The organism is Streptomyces sp. NPDC050636, assembly GCF_040654775.1.
Taxonomy (GTDB): Bacteria; Actinomycetota; Actinomycetes; order Streptomycetales; family Streptomycetaceae; genus Streptomyces.
In genome coordinates this window covers 1-16,894 of the sequence record NZ_JBFAIP010000024.1, presented here as the reverse complement: position 1 = coordinate 16,894, position 16,894 = coordinate 1, and the positions used below count along the sequence as shown (strand labels likewise).

Here is a 16,894-nt window from a genome sequence, read left to right as displayed (position 1 = left end):
GGCAGTCCATGCGGCCGCCCGCTCACAGCCAGCCGTTGCGGCGAGCCGCCCGTACCGCCTCCATACGGTTACGGGTGCCGGTCTTGCCGATGGCCGCCGAGAGGTAGTTGCGCACGGTGGCCTGGGAGAGATGCAGCTTGCCGGCGATATCGGCGACCGTCGCACCATCCACGGCCGCGGTCAGCGCGTCGCGCTCGCGCTGGGTGAGCGGATTGGGTCCGGCGCTCAGCGCCGCCGCGGCCAGCGCCGGATCGATGACCCGCTCCCCGGCCAGCACCCGCCGGATCGCCGTCGCCAGATCCTCCACCGGGCCGTCCTTCACCAGGAACCCGGACGCCCCGGCCTCCATCGCGCGCCGCAGATAGCCGGGCCGGCCGAACGTCGTCACGATCAGCACCTTGCACTCCGGCAGCTGATCGCGCAGATCGGCCGCGGCGTCCAGGCCGCTGCGGCCGGGCAGTTCGATGTCCAGCAGCGCGATGTCGGGCCGGGCCTCCAACGCGGCGGCAACGATCTGATCGCCCGCCGGGACCTGCGCCACGACCTCCATGTCCTCCTCCAGGCCGAGCAGTAGCGCGAGCGCGCCCCGCATCATTCCCTGGTCCTCGGCGAGGAGGACTCGTGTGCATCGTGCGGGTGGTGTGCCGGGGGACTCGGTCATACGGCCAGCCTACGCAGCAGAGAGATCCGCCTATGCGCTGCTCGGGCTGTCGAGTGAAGCCATGGGGGCCGGTGGTCGGCCGACCGGCAACTGCTGCCCTCCTCGGCCAATGATCTTGAACCGCTGGCTCGCCTGGTCACCTGATCGCCTCCTCGGCATCCGTCAACTCGCCTGTATCTACCGGTAGTTCGGCCTTGATGCGGAAGCCGCGGCGGCCGTCGGTGCCGCTGTGCAGGGTGCCGCCGGCCGAGGCCAGCCGCTCGGTCAGACCTTTCAGGCCGCTGCCGCCCGCCGGGGCCGAGGGGTCGGCTGCGAGGCCGCGGCCGTCGTCCGTGATCGTCAGGCGTACGCGGTCGTTGCCGGCGTGCACGTCGATCTCGCACCGGGTGGCGCCGCTGTGCCGGACGGTGTTGGTGACGCCCTCGCGGACCACCCAGCCGAGCAGCGCCGCCGCCTGCGGGGGGAACGGCGGACCGGACTGGCGTATGACCGGTTCGATGGCGGCCGCCTCCAGCACCGAACGGGCGTGGTCGAGCTCGGTGGCCAGACTGCCCTCGCGGTAGCCGCTGACCGCCTCGCGGATCTCGGTCAGCGCCTGTCGGCCGACCGCCTCGATATCGGCGGCCTGGGCGAGCGCCGCGTCCAGATTGCGCGGCGCCAGCCGGCGGACCGCCTCGGCCTTGACCACCACCACGGACAGGGTGTGCCCCAGCAGGTCGTGCAGATCGCGGGAGAACCGCAGCCGTTCCTTCTCCACCGCAGAACGCGCCAGCTCCTGGCGGGTGGTGTTCAGCTCCTGGATGGTGTCGAAGAGGCTGAGGACGGTGGACGTCACCATCCCGGAGAGGAACGTGCCGTACCCGATACCGAACGAGCCCCATGGGTCGTCGTCCCGCCAGCCGGCCAGAAAGCCGGCCGAGCCGCTGAGCGTGATCAGCCAAACGGCGAGCTTCTTGCCGCGCAGTATCCGCACCGTGCCGGACGCCAGTGACAGCAGAGGGAAGAACAGGAACCAGTTGCCGCCGAAACCGAGCGCGATGGCATAGGTGACGGCGGTCAGCGCGGCCAGGGCGTAGAGCGGGTGACGGGAGTCGCGCAGCCGGGGGTTGAAGGAGGTGAAGACGACGCTGATGTAGAGGGAGTTGAAGGTGAGGAGGCAGGCGCCGGCCAGCCAGGGATTGCCCGACTTGCCCTGGATGATGTTGGAGAACGCGCCCAGGCCCATCAGCAGCCAGGGCAGGAACGCGTACCGGCCCGGCCCCTTGTCCGGTTCCTTGCCCGCTTTCTTCGGCTGGCAACGCTTGGTGCCGGTGACTCCCGCACCGTCGACGGCCCCCTCGCTCTCGCTCGCCCTCTTCGTGCCCGCGCTCTCGTCCTCGCCCTCGCCCTGTTCGTGCTGCTGTGTCCGCCGTCGTGTCTGCCGCACGGTCGCTTCCCCCGTTCTCACCATCGTCGATCACACCTGCCGGGCCTGTCGCCCGCAGGCCCCGTCGCCCTCGCCGTCCGCGGAGTGCCCGCCCTGCCCGTCGCCTTCATGTCTACGACGTTACAGAGCGTAGTCACCCCTCGGCAGGTGCGAATGTGTGCAATACCCGCTGACAAATGTCATGTGTGGGCGGCCGGAATGCGGCCCTCCCGGTGGCGCATATCTGACAGTCCGTCAGGACTCTTCCCGCTCCCTTCCGGATCGGCTATACATGAGAGCCATCGGCTAGAACGCGTTCTAGAAGTGCAGAAGTGCCCTGACGAGGCGCCGACGAGGTGCCGACGAGGCGAGGTGCGCTGACGGGCGCGGCCGTGCCGACCAGAAACGACCCCGGCACGGCCGACGGTGCGGACGGCCGGGCCGGGGTCTTCACACCGTGGTGAAGGAGCGAACCGCCCCATGCCCATCGACGCCGCCAAGGCCACCTCCGCCGAGCCGCGGACCACCGAACTCGCCTGGGACCACAAGGACGTCCAGCTCTACCACCTCGGTATCGGAGCCGGCGCCGGCACACCAGAGAAGCCACACCCCGCGACCGACCCCGACGAGCTGCGCTACACCCTGGAGAGCGCGCTGCACGTGCTGCCCAGCTTCGCGACCGTCGCGGGCGGCGGTATGGCGCTCGCCGGCGGGCTGTCCGCCCCCGGCATCGACGTCGACCTCGCCGCCGTCCTGCACGGCGGCCAGACCGTCACCGTCCACCGCGCCATCCCGGTACGCGGCCACGCCACCCAGACCTCCACCGTCCCCGCCGTCTACGACAAGGGGCACACCAAAGCCAACGCGGCCGTCATCGTGCTGCGCTCCGAAGTCGGCGACGACGACGGACCGTTGTGGACCTGCGACACCCAGATCTTCGTCCGCGGAGAGGGCGGCTTCGGTGGCGACCGCGGCCCGTCCGCCCGCCTCGAACTCCCCGGTCGCGCCCCGGACCTCACCACCGAACGCCTCATCCGCGAGGACCAGGCGCTGCTCTACCGCCTCTCCGGCGACTGGAACCCGCTGCACGCCGACCCGGAATTCGCCAAGCTGGCCGGCTTCGACCGGCCGATCCTGCACGGCCTCTGCTCGTACGGCGTCACGCTCAAGGCCGTCGTCGACACGGCGCTGGGCGGCGACGTCTCCCGGGTCCGCTCGTACACCACCCGCTTCGCCGGCGTCGTCTTTCCCGGCGAGACGCTACGGGTCCGCGTGTGGCGCGACGCGCCCGAGCCGGGCCGCATCCAGGTCTCCGTCACCGCGGCGGACCGGGACGACGCGCCGGTCCTCGCCGACACCGTCATCGAGCACAGCTGACCCGCCGAAGCCACTCAGGGACCCGCACGACCGACACACGCCACGACCGACACACACCACGACAGCGCCCCGCACACGTCCGTACGTACGAGAGGAGCCGCACCGTGCGCGCAGCCGTACAGCACGAGACAGGACAGGACAAGCTCGAAGTCCTCGACGACGTCGAGGCGGTGGGCTTCGGGCCCGGCAAGGTCAGGATGCGGGTCCGGGCCACCGGGCTGTGCCACTCCGACCTCTCCGCGATGAGCGGGGTGCTGCCGCAGCCGGCGCCCTTCGTCCCCGGGCACGAGGGCGCCGGCGAGATCCTGGACGTCGGCGACGGCGTCACCGGACTCAAGCAGGGCGACCGGGTGCTGATGTGCTGGCTGCCCGCCTGCGGCAGCTGTCCGTCCTGCAAGCGCGGCCAGACCCATCTGTGCCTGGCCGGCTTCATGAACGCCGGCACGCCCAACTTCAAGCGCCCCGGTGGGGACGTCTTCGGCTTCGCCGGGACCGGCACCTTCGCCGAGGAGGTCGTCGTCACCGCCAACTGCGCGGTCCCGATTCCGGACGACGTGCCCTTCGAGATCGCCGCGCTCATCGGCTGCGGCGTCACCACCGGACTCGGCGCGGCCTTCAACACCGCCCAGGTGGCGGCCGGTTCCTCGGTCGCGGTGATCGGCTGCGGCGGCGTCGGTATCTCCACCATCCAGGGCGCCCGGGCCTGCGGCGCGGCCCAGATCGTCGCCGTCGACCCGGTGGCCGCCCGCCGGGAGGCCGCGCTCCGCTTCGGCGCCACCGAGGCGGTCGACCCGGAGGGACTCGCCGACGCCAAGGCCCGGATCACCGCGGGGGAGGGCTTCGACTACGTCTTCGAGGTCGTGGGCAAGTCCGCCACCGCCCGGGTCGCCTACGAGACGACCCGGCGCGGCGGCACCCTCTGCGTCGTCGGCGCGGGCGCGCTGGACGACCACTTCCAGGTCAACATGTTCGAGCTGTTCTTCGACGAGAAGCGCATTCTGCCGTCCCTGTACGGCGGCGGGGACGTGCTGCGCTCCTACGAGCGGGCCATCGCCCTGTGGCGGGCCGGCCGGATCGACCTCGAAGGCCTGATCACCCACCGCGTCCAGCTCGCCGAGATCAACGAGGCCCTCGACCAGATGCGCACCGGCACCTCGCTGCGTACCTGCATCGAGATCTAGACGCACGCGCCCCGCGCCTGCCGCGGTACGCCCCACTCGCACCACCTACCCCTTGCGACCCGAGAGGACAGGAATGGCACAGGCACGGCCACTTGAGGGCCTGACCGCGATCGTCACCGGTGCCGGGCGTGGCCTGGGCCGCGCCGAGGCCATGGAACTGGCCCGGCTGGGCGCCGCCGTGGTCGTCAACGACTTCGGGCAGCCCGGTCGGGACGGCAGCGGCGAGGCGTCCGCCGCGCCCGCCGAGGAGGTCGCCGCCGAGATCCGCGCGGCGGGCGGCCGGGCCGTCGCAGACCTCGGGGACGTCGCCGACTTCGCGCAGGCCCGCGCCCTGGTCCAACGGGCCGTCGACACCTACGGACAGCTCGACATCCTGGTCAACAACGCGGGCATCCTGCGCGACCGGATGGTCTTCTCGATGAGCGAGGGCGAGTGGGACTCGGTGATCCGCGTCCACCTCAAGGGCCACTTCAACACCACCCACTTCGCTGCGGCCCACTGGCGCACACGCTCCAAGGCGGCCGGCGGCCCGGTCTACGGCCGGATCGTCAACACCTCCTCCGAGGCGTTCCTCGCCGGCTCGGCGGGCCAGCCCAACTACGCGGCGGCCAAGGGCGGCATCGTCGGCCTCACCACCTCCACGGCACTGGCGCTGGCCAAATACGGCGTGACCGCCAACGCGATCTGCCCGCGCGCCCGCACCCGTATGACCGAGGACGTCTTCGCGGCCATTCCGGCAAGTCAGGGGGGCGGAGCGCCGGAGGAAGGGGAGCTCGACCAGCTCGCGCCCGAGCATGTCTCGCCGCTCGTCGGCTATCTGGCCTCGCCCGCCGCGGCGAACGTCAACGGCCAGCTGCTGGTCGTGCACGGCGGCATGGTCGCGATCGCCGAACGCCCCCGGATCGCCGCCAAGTTCGACACCGCGAAGGAGTCGTTCAGCTACGAGGAGCTGGATGACCTGTTGACGCCCTATTACGCGGAGCGGCCGCCGAACGAGACCTTTGCGGCGGCCGAGGTGCTGAGCCTCAAACACGGCTGACGTCTGCCGGCGTCCGGCCGTCCGCCCCGGGGCGCAACGCCCGAACGGCCGTGGCCGCCGACCGCGGTGAGCGGTGCGGCGGCCACGGCCGTTCGCGTCGGTCCGGTCAGTCCGGCGGAGGTCCGCCGGACATAGGACTCACTCGGCCAGGGCCTGTCCGATGGGTCAGGGGCTAGCCGAATACGCCCTGGGCCTGCTTCTCCCGGCGGTGCCGCCCGTTGGCGGTGACCTTGGCCTCCTCCGTGGCGGCCGGGCCACGGTGCCTGCCGGGGCTTGCCGCCCCGGCGGCCTGGGCGGATGCCTCCCGGAGGCTCGCTTCGGTCGTGTCGGTTCGGGCTTCGGACATGGAAAGAGTCACTCCGTCAGATCGCTTACAGCTGTACGCGTCGGGACGTCCCCAGCTGCTGCCCGGATAACCGGCAGCACTGTCGGTGACCGGGTCAACCGGCTGCGTATCCCCCGCCCGAAAATTCTAGCGGGGCGGGAAAACATGCTCCCCCGCGCCTACCGGGCCGCCAGGGGGGCCTGTTGCAGGGGCACTGGCCTGCACATTTGGGGATTCGAGGGGGCTCTGTGCGGTTCTTTCGCCGCGGCCTTCGGATGTGCGGATGATGTGGAGCGGTTGTCGGGATCCTCGAAAGCCGGGACAATCCCGCCGCTCACCTCGGGGCGGAGCCCATTGCCCACTTCGGGACGGAGCTCATTGCTCACTTCGGGACGGAGCTCATCATCCGTTCGGGAACGGGGCGCGTCACTCGCCCCAAGGCGGAGCTCATCACCCACCCGGGCACGTACCTCAACACGCACCCGACCACTGCCCCCGCTGTGCAACCCGCCGCCAACCCCTGCATCCTCCGCATTCCCCGCATCCTCGGCTTCCGCCCGCCCCAGAGGTATGGCCATCCGCGCCACTCCGCACGGCACCGCCTCCGTCGCGTACGGCAGCATCAGTTCACCGCCCGTCGTCCACAGCCCGGCCCCCGCCAGCCATCCCTCCGGAACCGACAGCTGCCGCAACTGCCGCCCCGAGGGCCGCCATACGCCCAGCCACGTACCGCCGCTCGCCGCATCGATCCGGAACGCCACCGCACAGCTTTCCGGCATCAGCATCTGCCCCGGCTGCACGGCGAACGGCGTCACCACTGCGTCTGCCGTGTCCGCGGTATTCATCAAGGTTCCCGCCCGCAGGCACTCCGGGAACCGCACCGGCAGGCTGCTGCCGAGTACGCCCCAGCCCAGCCGGTCGTGCCCGGGAGCGTCCGACCGCACGATCAGCAGCCCGCTGTCCGGATCGGCCAGCAGCAGACGGTCGTTGCTCTCCTCCGTGATCTGCAGCAGCGGGCTGGCCTCGCCGCCCCGCTCCAGATCGACCACCACGGTCTTCGTCCGGCCGTCCAACTCCCGGTCCAGGGCCAGCAGTCGGCCGTCACGGTCCAGCCAGGCACCGCCCGTACAGCGCCCCGGCACCGTGGCGACCCGCTCCGGGCCGCACGCGCCGCCGTGCACCAGCCACAGCGCGGTGCTGTGCTCGCCGCGCGCCAAGGCGTAGCCGAGCACCCCGCCCGGAGCGGGCGGCAGCAGGGTCAGCTCGGGCGCTGCCACGGTGCCGAGCGGGAGTTCGCCGGTCCGCGGGCCCGTCGGGTAGAGCAGCGCGAGCGCGAAGTGGTCGGCGACCCGGCGCAGGATCAGCACCCGGCCGTCCGCGAGCGGCAGCAGTTCGCTGTCCGGCTCCTCCGGCTGGCTGCCCGGCAGCGGTACGGCGTACGGCTCGGGGCCGCCGACCGTCCAGCGCTCCGGGAACCAGCTCTCGGCGCCTGCGTCGTCCCGGGTGAGCCGGGCGCCGTACGAGCCGTCGGCGGCGATCGTCAGCGCCGATCGGTAGGGGCTGTCGAGCGCCCGGTCCTCCTCAGTGGCACAGATCGTCATCGAGTGCTCACCTCCAGTCAGGGACCGAAGCTAGTTTTCGCACTTCCGGCCGATCAACGCGAGTTCCCGCACTTCACGCATAAGGGTGGCGGTTGCCGGGTTTGCCGGTGCCCGCCCGGCCGGTTGTGCTGGCGCCACCCGGCCGACGTCGTCCGCCGCGACCCGCGTGGCCTCCCCGCCGGCCGGCGGCCGGTACCAACGGCGACCGTGACTGGTCGTCGGGGCACCCGTGAGAGGTAACCTTCCACCCGTGCCCGCACTGTCTGAAGTCCTCGCCGCGCTCGACGCTCTCTGGCCCCCCGAGCGGGCCGAACAGTGGGACGCCGTCGGCACGGTCTGCGGAGACCCCGACGCCGAGGTCCGCCGTGTGCTGTTCGCCGTCGACCCGGTCCAGGAGATCGTCGACGAGGCCGTCAAGCTCGGCGCCGACCTCCTCGTCACCCACCATCCGCTCTATCTGCGCGGAACGACGACGGTCGCCGCCTCGACCTTCAAGGGCAAGGTCGTGCACACGCTGATCAAGCACGACATCGCGCTGCATGTCGCGCACACCAACGCCGACACCGCCGACCCCGGTGTCTCGGACGCCCTGGCCGGCGCCCTGGACCTGCGGATTCTCGGCCCGCTGGTGCCGGACGCGAGCGACCCGGCAGGCCGCCGTGGCCTGGGCCGGGTGTGCGAGCTGGCGCACCCGATGACCCTGGCCGACTTCGCCGCATACGCCGCCGCGCGGCTGCCGGCCACCGCCCAGGGCATCCGGGCGGCCGGCGACCCGGACCGCGAGATCCGCACCGTCGCCGTCTCCGGCGGCTCCGGAGACAGCCTCTTCGATGACGTACGGGCGGCCGGCGTGGACGCGTTCCTCACCGCCGACCTGCGCCACCACCCGGCCTCCGAGGCCACTCAGAACACCCAGAACGGCCCGCTGGCGCTGCTCGACGCCGCCCACTGGGCCACCGAATGGCCGTGGTGCGAGCAGGCCGCGGCCCAGCTCGACGCGGTCTCCGACCGGCACGGCTGGGGACTGCGCACGCATGTCTCCCGTACGGTCACCGACCCCTGGACCGCCCACGCGGCGTCCGCCCAGCTCACCAGTCCCCCCGGAAAAACGCACCCATCAGGAGCCCCCCGCTGAACGCCGCGCCCGCCGACCAGATCCGCCTCCTCGACGTCCAGGCACTCGACGTCCGGCTCACCCAGCTCGCGCACAAGCGCAAGAACCTGCCCGAGCTCGCCGAGCTGCAGACCCTGGAGGCCGACCTCACCCAGCAGCGCGACCTGCTCGTCGCCGCGCAGACCGAGGAGAGCGACACCGCCCGCGAGCAGACCAAGGCGGAGCAGGACGTGGACCAGGTGCGCCAGCGCGCCGCCCGCGACCAGAAGCGCCTGGACTCCGGCGCCGTCACCTCCCCCAAGGACCTGGAGAACCTCCAGCGCGAACTGACCTCGCTCGCCAAGCGCCAGGGCGACCTGGAGGACATCGTCCTGGAGGTCATGGAGCGCCGCGAGGCCGCCCAGGAGCGGGCCGCCGAGCTCGGCGAGCGGGTCTCCTCGATCCAGGCCAAGGTCGACGACGCCGTCGCGCGCCGGGACGCCGCCTTCGCCGAGATCGACGCCGAGGCCGCCACGGCCACCAAGGAGCGCGCGCTGACCGTCGCCGACATCCCGGCCGATCTCCTCAAGCTCTACGACAAGATCCGCGTCAGGGAGGGCGGCGTCGGCGCGGCCCGCCTCTTCCAGCGCCGCTGCGAGGGCTGCCGGCTGGAGCTGAACATCACCGAGCTCAACGATGTGCGGGCGGCCGCCGCCGACACCGTCGTCCGATGCGAGAACTGCACCCGCATCCTGGTCCGTACGCCCGACTCGGGTCTGTAGGCCATGGCGCGGAAGTTCATCGTCGAGGCGGACGGCGGCTCCCGGGGCAACCCGGGCCCGGCCGGCTACGGTGCGGTCGTCCTCGACCCGGTGACGGGCGAGGCGCTGGCCGAGGCCGCCGAGTTCATCGGCACCGCGACCAACAACGTCGCCGAGTACAAGGGCCTGCTGGCCGGGCTGCGGGCCGCGTACGCGCTGGATCCCGAGGCGCGCATCCATGTGCGGATGGACTCCAAGCTCGTCGTCGAGCAGATGTCGGGCCGTTGGAAGATCAAGCACCCGGACATGAAGCCGCTGGCCGCCGAGGCCAGGACGGTCTTCCCGCCCGCTCAGGTCACCTACGAGTGGATCCCCCGGGAGAAGAACAAGCACGCCGACCGGCTCGCCAACGAGGCGATGGATGCGGGCAAGAAGGGCAAGCAGTGGGAGCCGCGCGACTCGCGTGCGGCGCTGGCCACCGCCACCGCCGCGGCGCCTGCCCGGAGTGCCGCCGCACAGGCCGCCGACGAGGCCGCCGAGGCTGCCGCGACGGCCGCCGCCCCGCCGGTCGGCTGGGGAGCTCCCGACCTCGGCGTGCCCGCGACCTTCGTGCTGCTGCGGCACGGTGAGACCGCGCTGACGCCCGAGAAGCGCTTCTCCGGCAGCGGCGGCACCAGCGGCAGCGACCCGGAACTTTCCGCCGCCGGACGCCGCCAGGCCGAGGCGGCCGCCGCCGCGCTGGCCGCCCGCGGCACCGTCCAGGCCATTGTCAGCTCGCCGCTGCTGCGCTGCCGCCAGACCGCCGAGGTCGCCGCGGCCCGGCTCGGCCTGGAGGTCCGCACCGACGACGGGCTGCGCGAGGCCGACTTCGGCGCCTGGGAGGGCCTGACCTTCGCCGAGGTGCGCGAGCGGTTCCCCGACGACCTCAACGCCTGGCTCGGCTCCGCCAAGGTGGCACCGACCGGCGGCGGCGAGTCCTTCGCGTCGGTCGCCCGACGGGTCGCGGTCGCCCGTGACAAGCTCATCGCCCGGTACGCGGGCAGGACCGTGCTGGTCGTCACCCATGTGACGCCGATCAAGACCCTGGTCCGGCTGGCGCTGGGCGCCCCGCCGGAGTCGCTGTTCCGTATGGAGCTCTCCGCGGCGTCCCTGTCGGCGGTCGCGTACTACGCCGACGGGAACGCGTCGCTGCGGCTGCTGAACGACACGTCTCACCTTCGGTAGCGCACGCATCCCGTACGGGAGGGGCCCGGCGCATCGGTGGATGCGCCGGGCCTTCGTGCTGTCGGGGGATCGTTCCGTCAGACGCCCAACGCCGCGGCCTCCTGGGCGAGTTCGCGTACCCGGTCCCAGTCCTTCGCGGCCAGCGCATCGGCCGGGAGCATCCACGTACCGCCGACGCAGGGCACGTTCGGCAGTGCCAGATACGACGGTGCCGACGCCAGGCCGATGCCGCCGGTCGGGCAGAACCGGGCCTGCGGCAGGGGTGCGGCCAGCGAGGTGAGATAGGCGGTGCCGCCCGCGGCCTCGGCGGGGAAGAACTTCATCTCGGTGATGCCCTCGTCCAGCAGGGTCACCACCTCCGAGGCCGTCGAGACGCCCGGCAGGAACGGGATGCCGGAGTCCCGCATCGCGTGCAGCAGCCGCGGCGACCAGCCGGGGCTCACCAGGAACTGCGCGCCGACCGCACCGGCCGCGGCGACATGTTCGGGGGTGAGCAGGGTGCCGGCGCCGATGACCGCGTCCGGGACCTCGTCGGCGATCGCCCGGATCGCGTCCAGCGCGGCGGGCGTCCGCAGTGTCACCTCGATCGCGGGCAGCCCGCCCGCGACGAGCGCACGGGCGAGCGGGACGGCGTCCGTCGCGTCGTGCAGTACGACGACCGGGATGACGCGGGCGTGCCGGAGCACCGAGGGGGCGGCGGGCACGGGGAAGGAGGCGGCGCTAGTCACGCCGCCCATAGTGCGCCCACCGACCCACTCCCCGCAACGATCGTTGCGCATGTCGCAACAACCAACCCGGCTGGCTCGCCGCTCCGTCACACCGACATCGACCACCGGAGCCGTCCGGCCCAGGGCCTGACCGATGGGTCAGGGTCGGAAAGGCCTACAGCTCCGTCACGATCACATCGATCGCCCACGCCTTGCCGCCCTTCGCCGGAGCCTGCGCCTCCACCGCGTAACCCAGCCCGCGCAGCGCGTCCACCAGCTCCGCAGGGCCGGCCGGGTCGAGCCGCGCGGTCAGCAGGTCCCGGACCAGCCGGCCCTTGGTCGCCTTGTTGAAGTGGCTGACCACCGACCGCTTCTCGACACCGTCCACCGTCTTCGACTGGAGTACCCGCACCGTGGCCGTACGCCCCGCGACCTCACCCTTGGGCTTCCACGCCGTCGCATAGGCCGCCGACCGCAGATCCAGCACCAGCCCCGCACCGGCCGCCTCCGGCATCACCTCGGCCATCGGCGCCCGCCAGTACGCACCCAGCGCACCCAGCCCCGGCAGCTTCACACCCATCGAGCAGCGGTAGGACGGAATCCGGTCCCCGATCCGTACGGCGCCCCACAGCCCCGAGAACACCAGCAGCGACCGCTCGGCCAGCCGCCGCGCCGCCGCGTCCAGGGACGCGAGCCCGAGGGCGTCGTAGAGCACCCCGGTGTAGATCTCCCCGGCCGGACGCGTCCCGGCGGTGAGCAGCCCCGCGTTCTTGGCGATCTCGCCCCTGAGGCCGTCGCTGAGCCCCAGCACTTCCTGCGCCTTGGCCTCGTCCGCGGCACACAGCTCGACGAGTTCCTCCAGCACCGCCGCGCGAGGGGCGGCCAGCCCCGGCAGCGACAGCGCGCCCGCGTCCAGCGGCACCCCGGTACCTCCCGCGGCCTTCCCTTCGGACGGCGGCAACAGCACAAGCACGGTGTTCTCCTTCACGGCGGTACGAGCGGGGGTGCGGCCCCGGGAAAGCGTATGGCCTGCGACAAGCCGCCGGAGAACCCGCTCATGCCGCAACCCCGCTCCCCTCGGCCTCGCACTCACCCGCGCACCTCTCCACGATTCGCCCGCTCACGGCCGCGGCCTGGACACTCCTCTTGATCAACCCGGCCCCGCACACCGCGCCGGGAGCGCCCGGCCGCCATACGCTCGGTCTCATGCCCCGTCGCCATATGCATGTGACCGACGCAGCCGAGGCCCCGCTGCGCGCCGCGCTGCGTGAGCTGCGCGGACAGCTGGAGATCCCGGACCACTTCCCGCCCTCCGTGCAGGCAGAGGCGGACAGCGCCGCCCGCGCCCCGCGGATCCCCGCCGGCGACGGCGCGGTGGCGACCGAGCACACCCTCGAAGACGCCACCGACCTCCCCCTCTTCACCATCGACCCGCCCGGCTCGCGCGACCTCGACCAGGCGATGTTCCTGTCCCGGCGGAACGGCGGGGGCTTCCGCGTCCACTACGCCATCGCCGACATCGCCTCCTTCATGACACCGGGCGGCGCCCTGGACGCCGAGGCACACCACCGCGTGACGACCCTCTACTTCCCCGACGAGCGGGTTCCGCTGCATCCGCCCGCGCTGAGCGAGGGCGCCGCCAGCCTGCTGCCCGACCAGGACCGCCCGGCCGTCCTGTGGCAGCTCGACCTCGACGAGTACGGAGCCCTGGACGGCACCTCCGTACGCCGGGCCCTGGTCCGCTCCCGCGCCGGACTCGACTACGCGGGCGTCCAACGGATCATCGACGACAAGACGGCCGAGGAGCCGCTCGTCCTGCTCCGCGAGATCGGCCTGCTCCGCCAGGAACTGGAGGCCGCCAGGGGCGCGATCTCCCTCAACGTCCCCCAGCAGGAGATCGTCGAGCACAACGGCCGCTACACCCTCGTCCACCGTGCCCCGCTCCCCGCCGAGGGCTGGAACGCCCAGATCTCCCTCCTGACCGGGATGGCCGCGGCCAACCTGATGCTCGCCTCCGGCACCGGCATCCTCCGTACGCTGCCGACCGCCCCGGACGGCTCGGTCGCCCGGCTGAAGCTGACCGCCCGCGCGCTCGGCGTCGACTGGCCGCACCACACCTCGTACGACAAGCTCATCCGCAGCCTCGACCCGCAGCGCGCCACCCACGCCGCCTTCCTCCAGGAGTGCACCACCCTGCTGCGCGGCGTCGGCTACACCGCCTTCGACGGCACCCCGCCGACGGCCTCCCAGGCGCAGCACGCCGCCGTCGCCGCCCCGTACGCGCACGCCACCGCCCCGCTGCGGCGGCTCGTCGACCGCTACACCTCCGAGCTGTGCCTGGCCGCCTCGGCCGGTACCGCCCCGCCCGAGTGGGTCCGCACCGCCCTGCCCGGCCTCCCCGCCGACATGGAGACCGGCACCCGGCGCGCCAACCAGGTCGAGCGGGGCTGCGTCGACCTGGTGGAGGCGGCCCTGCTGCGTGACCGGGTCGGCGAGACCTTCGACCACGCCCTGGTCGTCGACCTCGACGAGCGCGATCCCACCAAGGGAACCGTCCAGCTCTACGACCCGGTGGTGATCGGCCACATCGACACCACTCCCGAGGGCCCGCCGCTGCCGCTCGGCCACTACGTGCGGGTCCGCCTCACGGAGGCGGACCCGGGCCGGGCGGCGGTGCGTTTCATCCCCGTGTGAAGGCCGCCTGCCCGCCGGCTGCCGGAGGCGCCGCCGCCCCCGTCGCCTCCACCGCCTCCCGTACGGCGGCCACCGCGCCCCGCGCGTCATCGGCATGGAACCGCACCGTACGCACCGCCGACCGCCGCCCCAACAGCCGTACGGCCGTGACCGGTTCGCTCAACTCGACGGTTACGGAGGTCTGCCCGGCCACCGCCAACTCAACAAGATCCACGCCCATGCTCGCCACCCCGTTGCCCTCCTCCCCGTTGCTCTCCTCCCCGTTGCTCTCCACTCCCTTGCTCTCCTTCTTCTTCTCCGTCTTGGTGAAGCGCAGGTCGTAGCGCACGGAGGCGATCCGTTCCAGGGGTATCCGCACCTCCATCCGGGCGCCGTCACGCAACAGCAGGGTGTCCGCCCCCAGCACATGCGGCCGGGTGACCGCCGCCGCCTGCATCCCCAGCATCATCAGCACCGTGTAGACATCGATGACCAGCATCACCAGATGCGTCACCGGATGCTCCGTGAGCAGCACCGCGAGCCCGACCGTCTCCACCACGCACACGAACGTCAGCCCGTACACGATCGCCGCCTGTGCCGCCGCGTACCCGAAAGGCCGGTCGCCCGCCGCGACCCCGATCCGCCGCCGCGCCACCCACCACACCAGGCTCACCAGCCAGCGCCCCTCATGGCTGCCCAGCCGCCGCAGGCGCCCGGCCAGGCCCGGAGCCGCCCGGCTCATCGCGCCCGCTCCACGATCAGCCGGATCGCCTGGCGTACCGCCTCGGCCTGCGCGGGCGCGAAGGCCGCGAAGTAGGCCGCTGTGAACCCGCCCGGGTCCTCCCCGGCCTCCCAGGACGCGAACTCCCGCGCCTGTGCGCCGATCTCGGTGGCCACCGCATCCGGCAGGCAGTCCGAGAGCGCCCGCGCGGCGTACGCCACCCGCGGATCGTCGGGCTGGGCCTGCACCAGCTCGTCCAGCAGCTCATACACCTCGTAGACCCGCGTCATCGCCTCCGGCCCCGAGGCCACCTGCCCGAGCAGGGCCGACATCCGCTGCCCCGCTTCCGGCGGGCCCATCGTCTCGATCAGCGCCAGCACCTCCCGCTCCTTGGCGGCCATCGCCGGCTCGGGGCCGGTCCGGGCCGCCGCGGTCCGGGCCATCTCCCCGAAGAGCGCAGCCAGTTCCTGGGACACGGGGCCCTCGGCCGGCAGCCCGCCGTGCTCCTCGGCCTGCCGCAGCAGCGCGGCCAGCCGGGCACGCCGGGCCCGGATCGCCTCCTCCTGCCGCGCAAGATCCGCGTCCAGCTCCACGAGCACGTCCCGGAGCTCCCGCCCCGCATCGTCGGCCAGTACGTCCTTCACTTCCTCCAGCCCAAGCCCCAGCTCCGTCAGCCGCCGCACCCGCGCGAGCGCCACCGCGTCGCGCAGCCCGTACTCCCGGTAGCCGTTGGCCCGCCGCTCCGGCTCCGGCAGCAGCCCCAGGTGGTGGTAGTGACGTACGGCCCGTGTGCTCACCCCGGCCAGTGCGGCCAGCTCTCCGATCCTCATGCGGCCAGTAGAAACGTTGACGTCGCGGCAAGGTCAACCCTGACGTCCCGGAGGCGGGCGGCCTGCGCCGGGGCCGCATCCGTACAGGTAGCATGGTCGGCACGGCGGACGAGCCGGCCGGGCGGCCGCGTGGAGATCTTCTGGTCTCCCCGAGGAACGTCCGGGCTCCACAGGGCAGGGTGGTGGGTAACGCCCACCCGGGGTGACCCGCGGGACAGTGCCACAGAAAACAGACCGCCGGGGCCGCGAGGCCCAGGTAAGGGTGAAACGGTGGTGTAAGAGACCACCAGCCTCCGAGGTGACTCGGAGGGCTAGGTAAACCCCACCCGGAGCAAGGTCAAGAGGAGCCGTCCTCTCGCAAGAGGGGTGGCTCTGCGCGGACGATCGAGGGCTGCCCGCCCGAGTCCGCGGGTAGACCGCACGAGGCTGTCGGCAACGGCAGCCCTAGATGGATGGCCGTCTCCCCTCGGCCCGCAAGGACCGGGGGTGACAGAACCCGGCGTACAGGCCGACTCGTCCGCCGCCTGCGCCCCTGACCCGTGAGGGCGCGCTTCCGGCCACGGACGCTTCCTCCCGTGTCGCCGCCTGTCAGGATCGCGGCATGAAGATTCTCGTCATCGGGGCGACAGGAACGGTCGGCGGCGCCGTCGCCCATGCGTTGGAAGACGCACATCAAGTGGTCACGGCGGCACGCCGCGGACCGGTGAAGGTGGATCTGGAAGACCCGTCCTCTCTGGACGCACTCTTCGGTGAAGTGCCGGACCTCGACGCGGTGGTGTGCTGTGCCGCCAGTGGCCCGCTGATCGATTTGGAGTCGACGGCGGATGACGAAATCGCTGCCGGCATTCGCGGCAAGCTGCTGGGCCAGGTCGCGCTGGCTCAGCGAGCCGTGCGCCATCTGCGGGACGGAGGTTCCCTCACGCTGACCGGAGGAACCTTCGCCGCGCCACTGGCCGGCGGCTCGTTGGGGGCACTCATCAACACCGGCCTGGAAGGCTTCGTCCGCAACGCGGCCGAAGAGTTGCCGCGGAGGCTGCGCATCAATCTCATCAGCCCGGGTTGGATCAGGGAGACCCTGGAAGCCATGGGTGCGGACGGGGCCGGCGGCACGCCTGTCTCCGAGGTCGCCCGAGCGTATGTGACGGCCGTGGAAGGCACTGCCCAAGGCCAGATCATTCGTCCATGACTGATGCCCTGCGGGCTAGGTGTATTGATCACGAGCGTTGTTGACACTTGCCGGGCTTGATCATGGCGAAGACCTCCGGTGTGGTGGAGCTGTCTAGGACTGCACCGCAC

16 protein-coding genes and 1 other RNA gene are annotated in these 16,894 nt (G+C 72.2%); 9 read left to right on the top strand and 8 right to left on the bottom strand.

Annotated elements, in window-relative coordinates:
• Positions 1–22 precede the first annotated feature (22 nt).
• On the bottom strand, positions 23–661 hold the full coding sequence (locus tag AB0I10_RS19500; RefSeq protein WP_363153740.1) for a response regulator transcription factor: 639 nt from the start codon (positions 659–661) through the stop codon (positions 23–25).
• Positions 662–797: 136 nt separating this feature from the next.
• On the bottom strand, positions 798–2,111 hold the full coding sequence (locus AB0I10_RS19495) for a sensor histidine kinase (RefSeq protein WP_363153739.1): 1,314 nt from the start codon (positions 2,109–2,111) through the stop codon (positions 798–800).
• 435 nt (positions 2,112–2,546) lie between these two features.
• On the opposite strand from AB0I10_RS19495, the gene AB0I10_RS19490 reads away from it, so the two are divergent.
• From AB0I10_RS19490 to AB0I10_RS19480, 3 genes are all read left to right on the top strand, one after another.
• Entirely contained in the window at positions 2,547–3,443 is an 897-nt protein-coding gene (locus AB0I10_RS19490; protein ID WP_363153738.1) for a MaoC/PaaZ C-terminal domain-containing protein, read from the top strand.
• A gap of 104 nt (positions 3,444–3,547) precedes the next feature.
• A complete protein-coding gene (locus tag AB0I10_RS19485) occupies positions 3,548–4,624 on the top strand; it encodes a Zn-dependent alcohol dehydrogenase (protein ID WP_363153737.1) in 1,077 nt (358 codons plus the stop codon).
• Positions 4,625–4,697: 73 nt separating this feature from the next.
• On the top strand, positions 4,698–5,663 hold the full coding sequence (locus tag AB0I10_RS19480; protein WP_363153736.1) for a 3-oxoacyl-ACP reductase: 966 nt from the start codon (positions 4,698–4,700) through the stop codon (positions 5,661–5,663).
• Between the two features lie 172 nt (positions 5,664–5,835).
• Here AB0I10_RS19480 and AB0I10_RS19475 read toward each other — a convergent pair whose 3' ends face one another.
• Positions 5,836–6,009, bottom strand: a complete 174-nt coding sequence (locus tag AB0I10_RS19475; protein WP_363153735.1) for a hypothetical protein — start codon at positions 6,007–6,009, stop codon at positions 5,836–5,838.
• Positions 6,010–6,167: 158 nt separating this feature from the next.
• Positions 6,168–7,589, bottom strand: a complete 1,422-nt coding sequence (locus tag AB0I10_RS19470) for a hypothetical protein (protein WP_363153734.1) — start codon at positions 7,587–7,589, stop codon at positions 6,168–6,170.
• 250 nt (positions 7,590–7,839) lie between these two features.
• On the opposite strand from AB0I10_RS19470, the gene AB0I10_RS19465 reads away from it, so the two are divergent.
• Genes AB0I10_RS19465 through AB0I10_RS19455 form a run of 3 tightly spaced genes read left to right on the top strand, consistent with a single transcriptional unit; the run spans position 7,840 to position 10,667 of the window.
• Positions 7,840–8,724: a Nif3-like dinuclear metal center hexameric protein gene (locus AB0I10_RS19465; protein ID WP_363153732.1), complete on the top strand. Its 885-nt coding sequence runs from the start codon at positions 7,840–7,842 to the stop codon at positions 8,722–8,724.
• The gene (locus tag AB0I10_RS19460) at positions 8,721–9,464 is read left to right on the top strand and encodes a C4-type zinc ribbon domain-containing protein (protein ID WP_363153815.1); all 744 of its coding nucleotides are present in this window, start codon (positions 8,721–8,723) and stop codon (positions 9,462–9,464) included. Before AB0I10_RS19465 ends, AB0I10_RS19460 begins: the two co-directional genes overlap by 4 nt.
• Positions 9,465–9,467: 3 nt before the next feature.
• Complete coding sequence (locus tag AB0I10_RS19455; protein ID WP_363153731.1) at positions 9,468–10,667, top strand: bifunctional RNase H/acid phosphatase; 1,200 nt, start codon at positions 9,468–9,470, stop codon at positions 10,665–10,667.
• A 77-nt stretch (positions 10,668–10,744) separates the two neighbouring features.
• On the opposite strand, the gene eda is transcribed toward AB0I10_RS19455, so the two are convergent.
• Together eda and yaaA are read right to left on the bottom strand one after the other, a co-directional pair.
• Positions 10,745–11,404 carry a bifunctional 4-hydroxy-2-oxoglutarate aldolase/2-dehydro-3-deoxy-phosphogluconate aldolase gene (gene eda / locus AB0I10_RS19450; protein ID WP_363153730.1) on the bottom strand — a complete coding sequence of 220 codons (660 nt, stop codon included), beginning with the start codon at positions 11,402–11,404 and terminating at the stop codon, positions 10,745–10,747.
• A 145-nt stretch (positions 11,405–11,549) separates the two neighbouring features.
• Positions 11,550–12,347 (bottom strand): peroxide stress protein YaaA, encoded by a 798-nt coding sequence (gene yaaA / locus AB0I10_RS19445; RefSeq protein ID WP_363153729.1) that lies wholly within the window; start codon positions 12,345–12,347, stop codon positions 11,550–11,552.
• 233 nt (positions 12,348–12,580) lie between these two features.
• Between yaaA and AB0I10_RS19440 the strand changes: the two genes are divergently transcribed.
• On the top strand, positions 12,581–14,068 hold the full coding sequence (locus AB0I10_RS19440) for an RNB domain-containing ribonuclease (RefSeq protein ID WP_363153728.1): 1,488 nt from the start codon (positions 12,581–12,583) through the stop codon (positions 14,066–14,068).
• Here the strand turns inward: AB0I10_RS19440 and AB0I10_RS19435 are convergent.
• Positions 14,055–14,789, bottom strand: coding sequence for a hypothetical protein (locus AB0I10_RS19435; RefSeq protein ID WP_363153727.1), 735 nt, complete (start codon positions 14,787–14,789; stop codon positions 14,055–14,057). The two genes, AB0I10_RS19440 and AB0I10_RS19435, sit on opposite strands and share 14 nt — an antisense overlap.
• Positions 14,786–15,598 (bottom strand): MerR family transcriptional regulator, encoded by an 813-nt coding sequence (locus AB0I10_RS19430; protein ID WP_363153726.1) that lies wholly within the window; start codon positions 15,596–15,598, stop codon positions 14,786–14,788. The genes AB0I10_RS19435 and AB0I10_RS19430 overlap by 4 nt, the downstream gene beginning before the upstream one ends.
• A 109-nt stretch (positions 15,599–15,707) precedes the next feature.
• Between AB0I10_RS19430 and rnpB the strand changes: the two genes are divergently transcribed.
• Positions 15,708–16,118: RNase P RNA component class A (gene rnpB / locus AB0I10_RS19425), an RNA gene on the top strand.
• Between the two features lie 12 nt (positions 16,119–16,130).
• Positions 16,131–16,784, top strand: a complete 654-nt coding sequence (locus AB0I10_RS19420; RefSeq protein WP_363153814.1) for a short chain dehydrogenase — start codon at positions 16,131–16,133, stop codon at positions 16,782–16,784.
• Positions 16,785–16,894 lie beyond the last annotated feature (110 nt).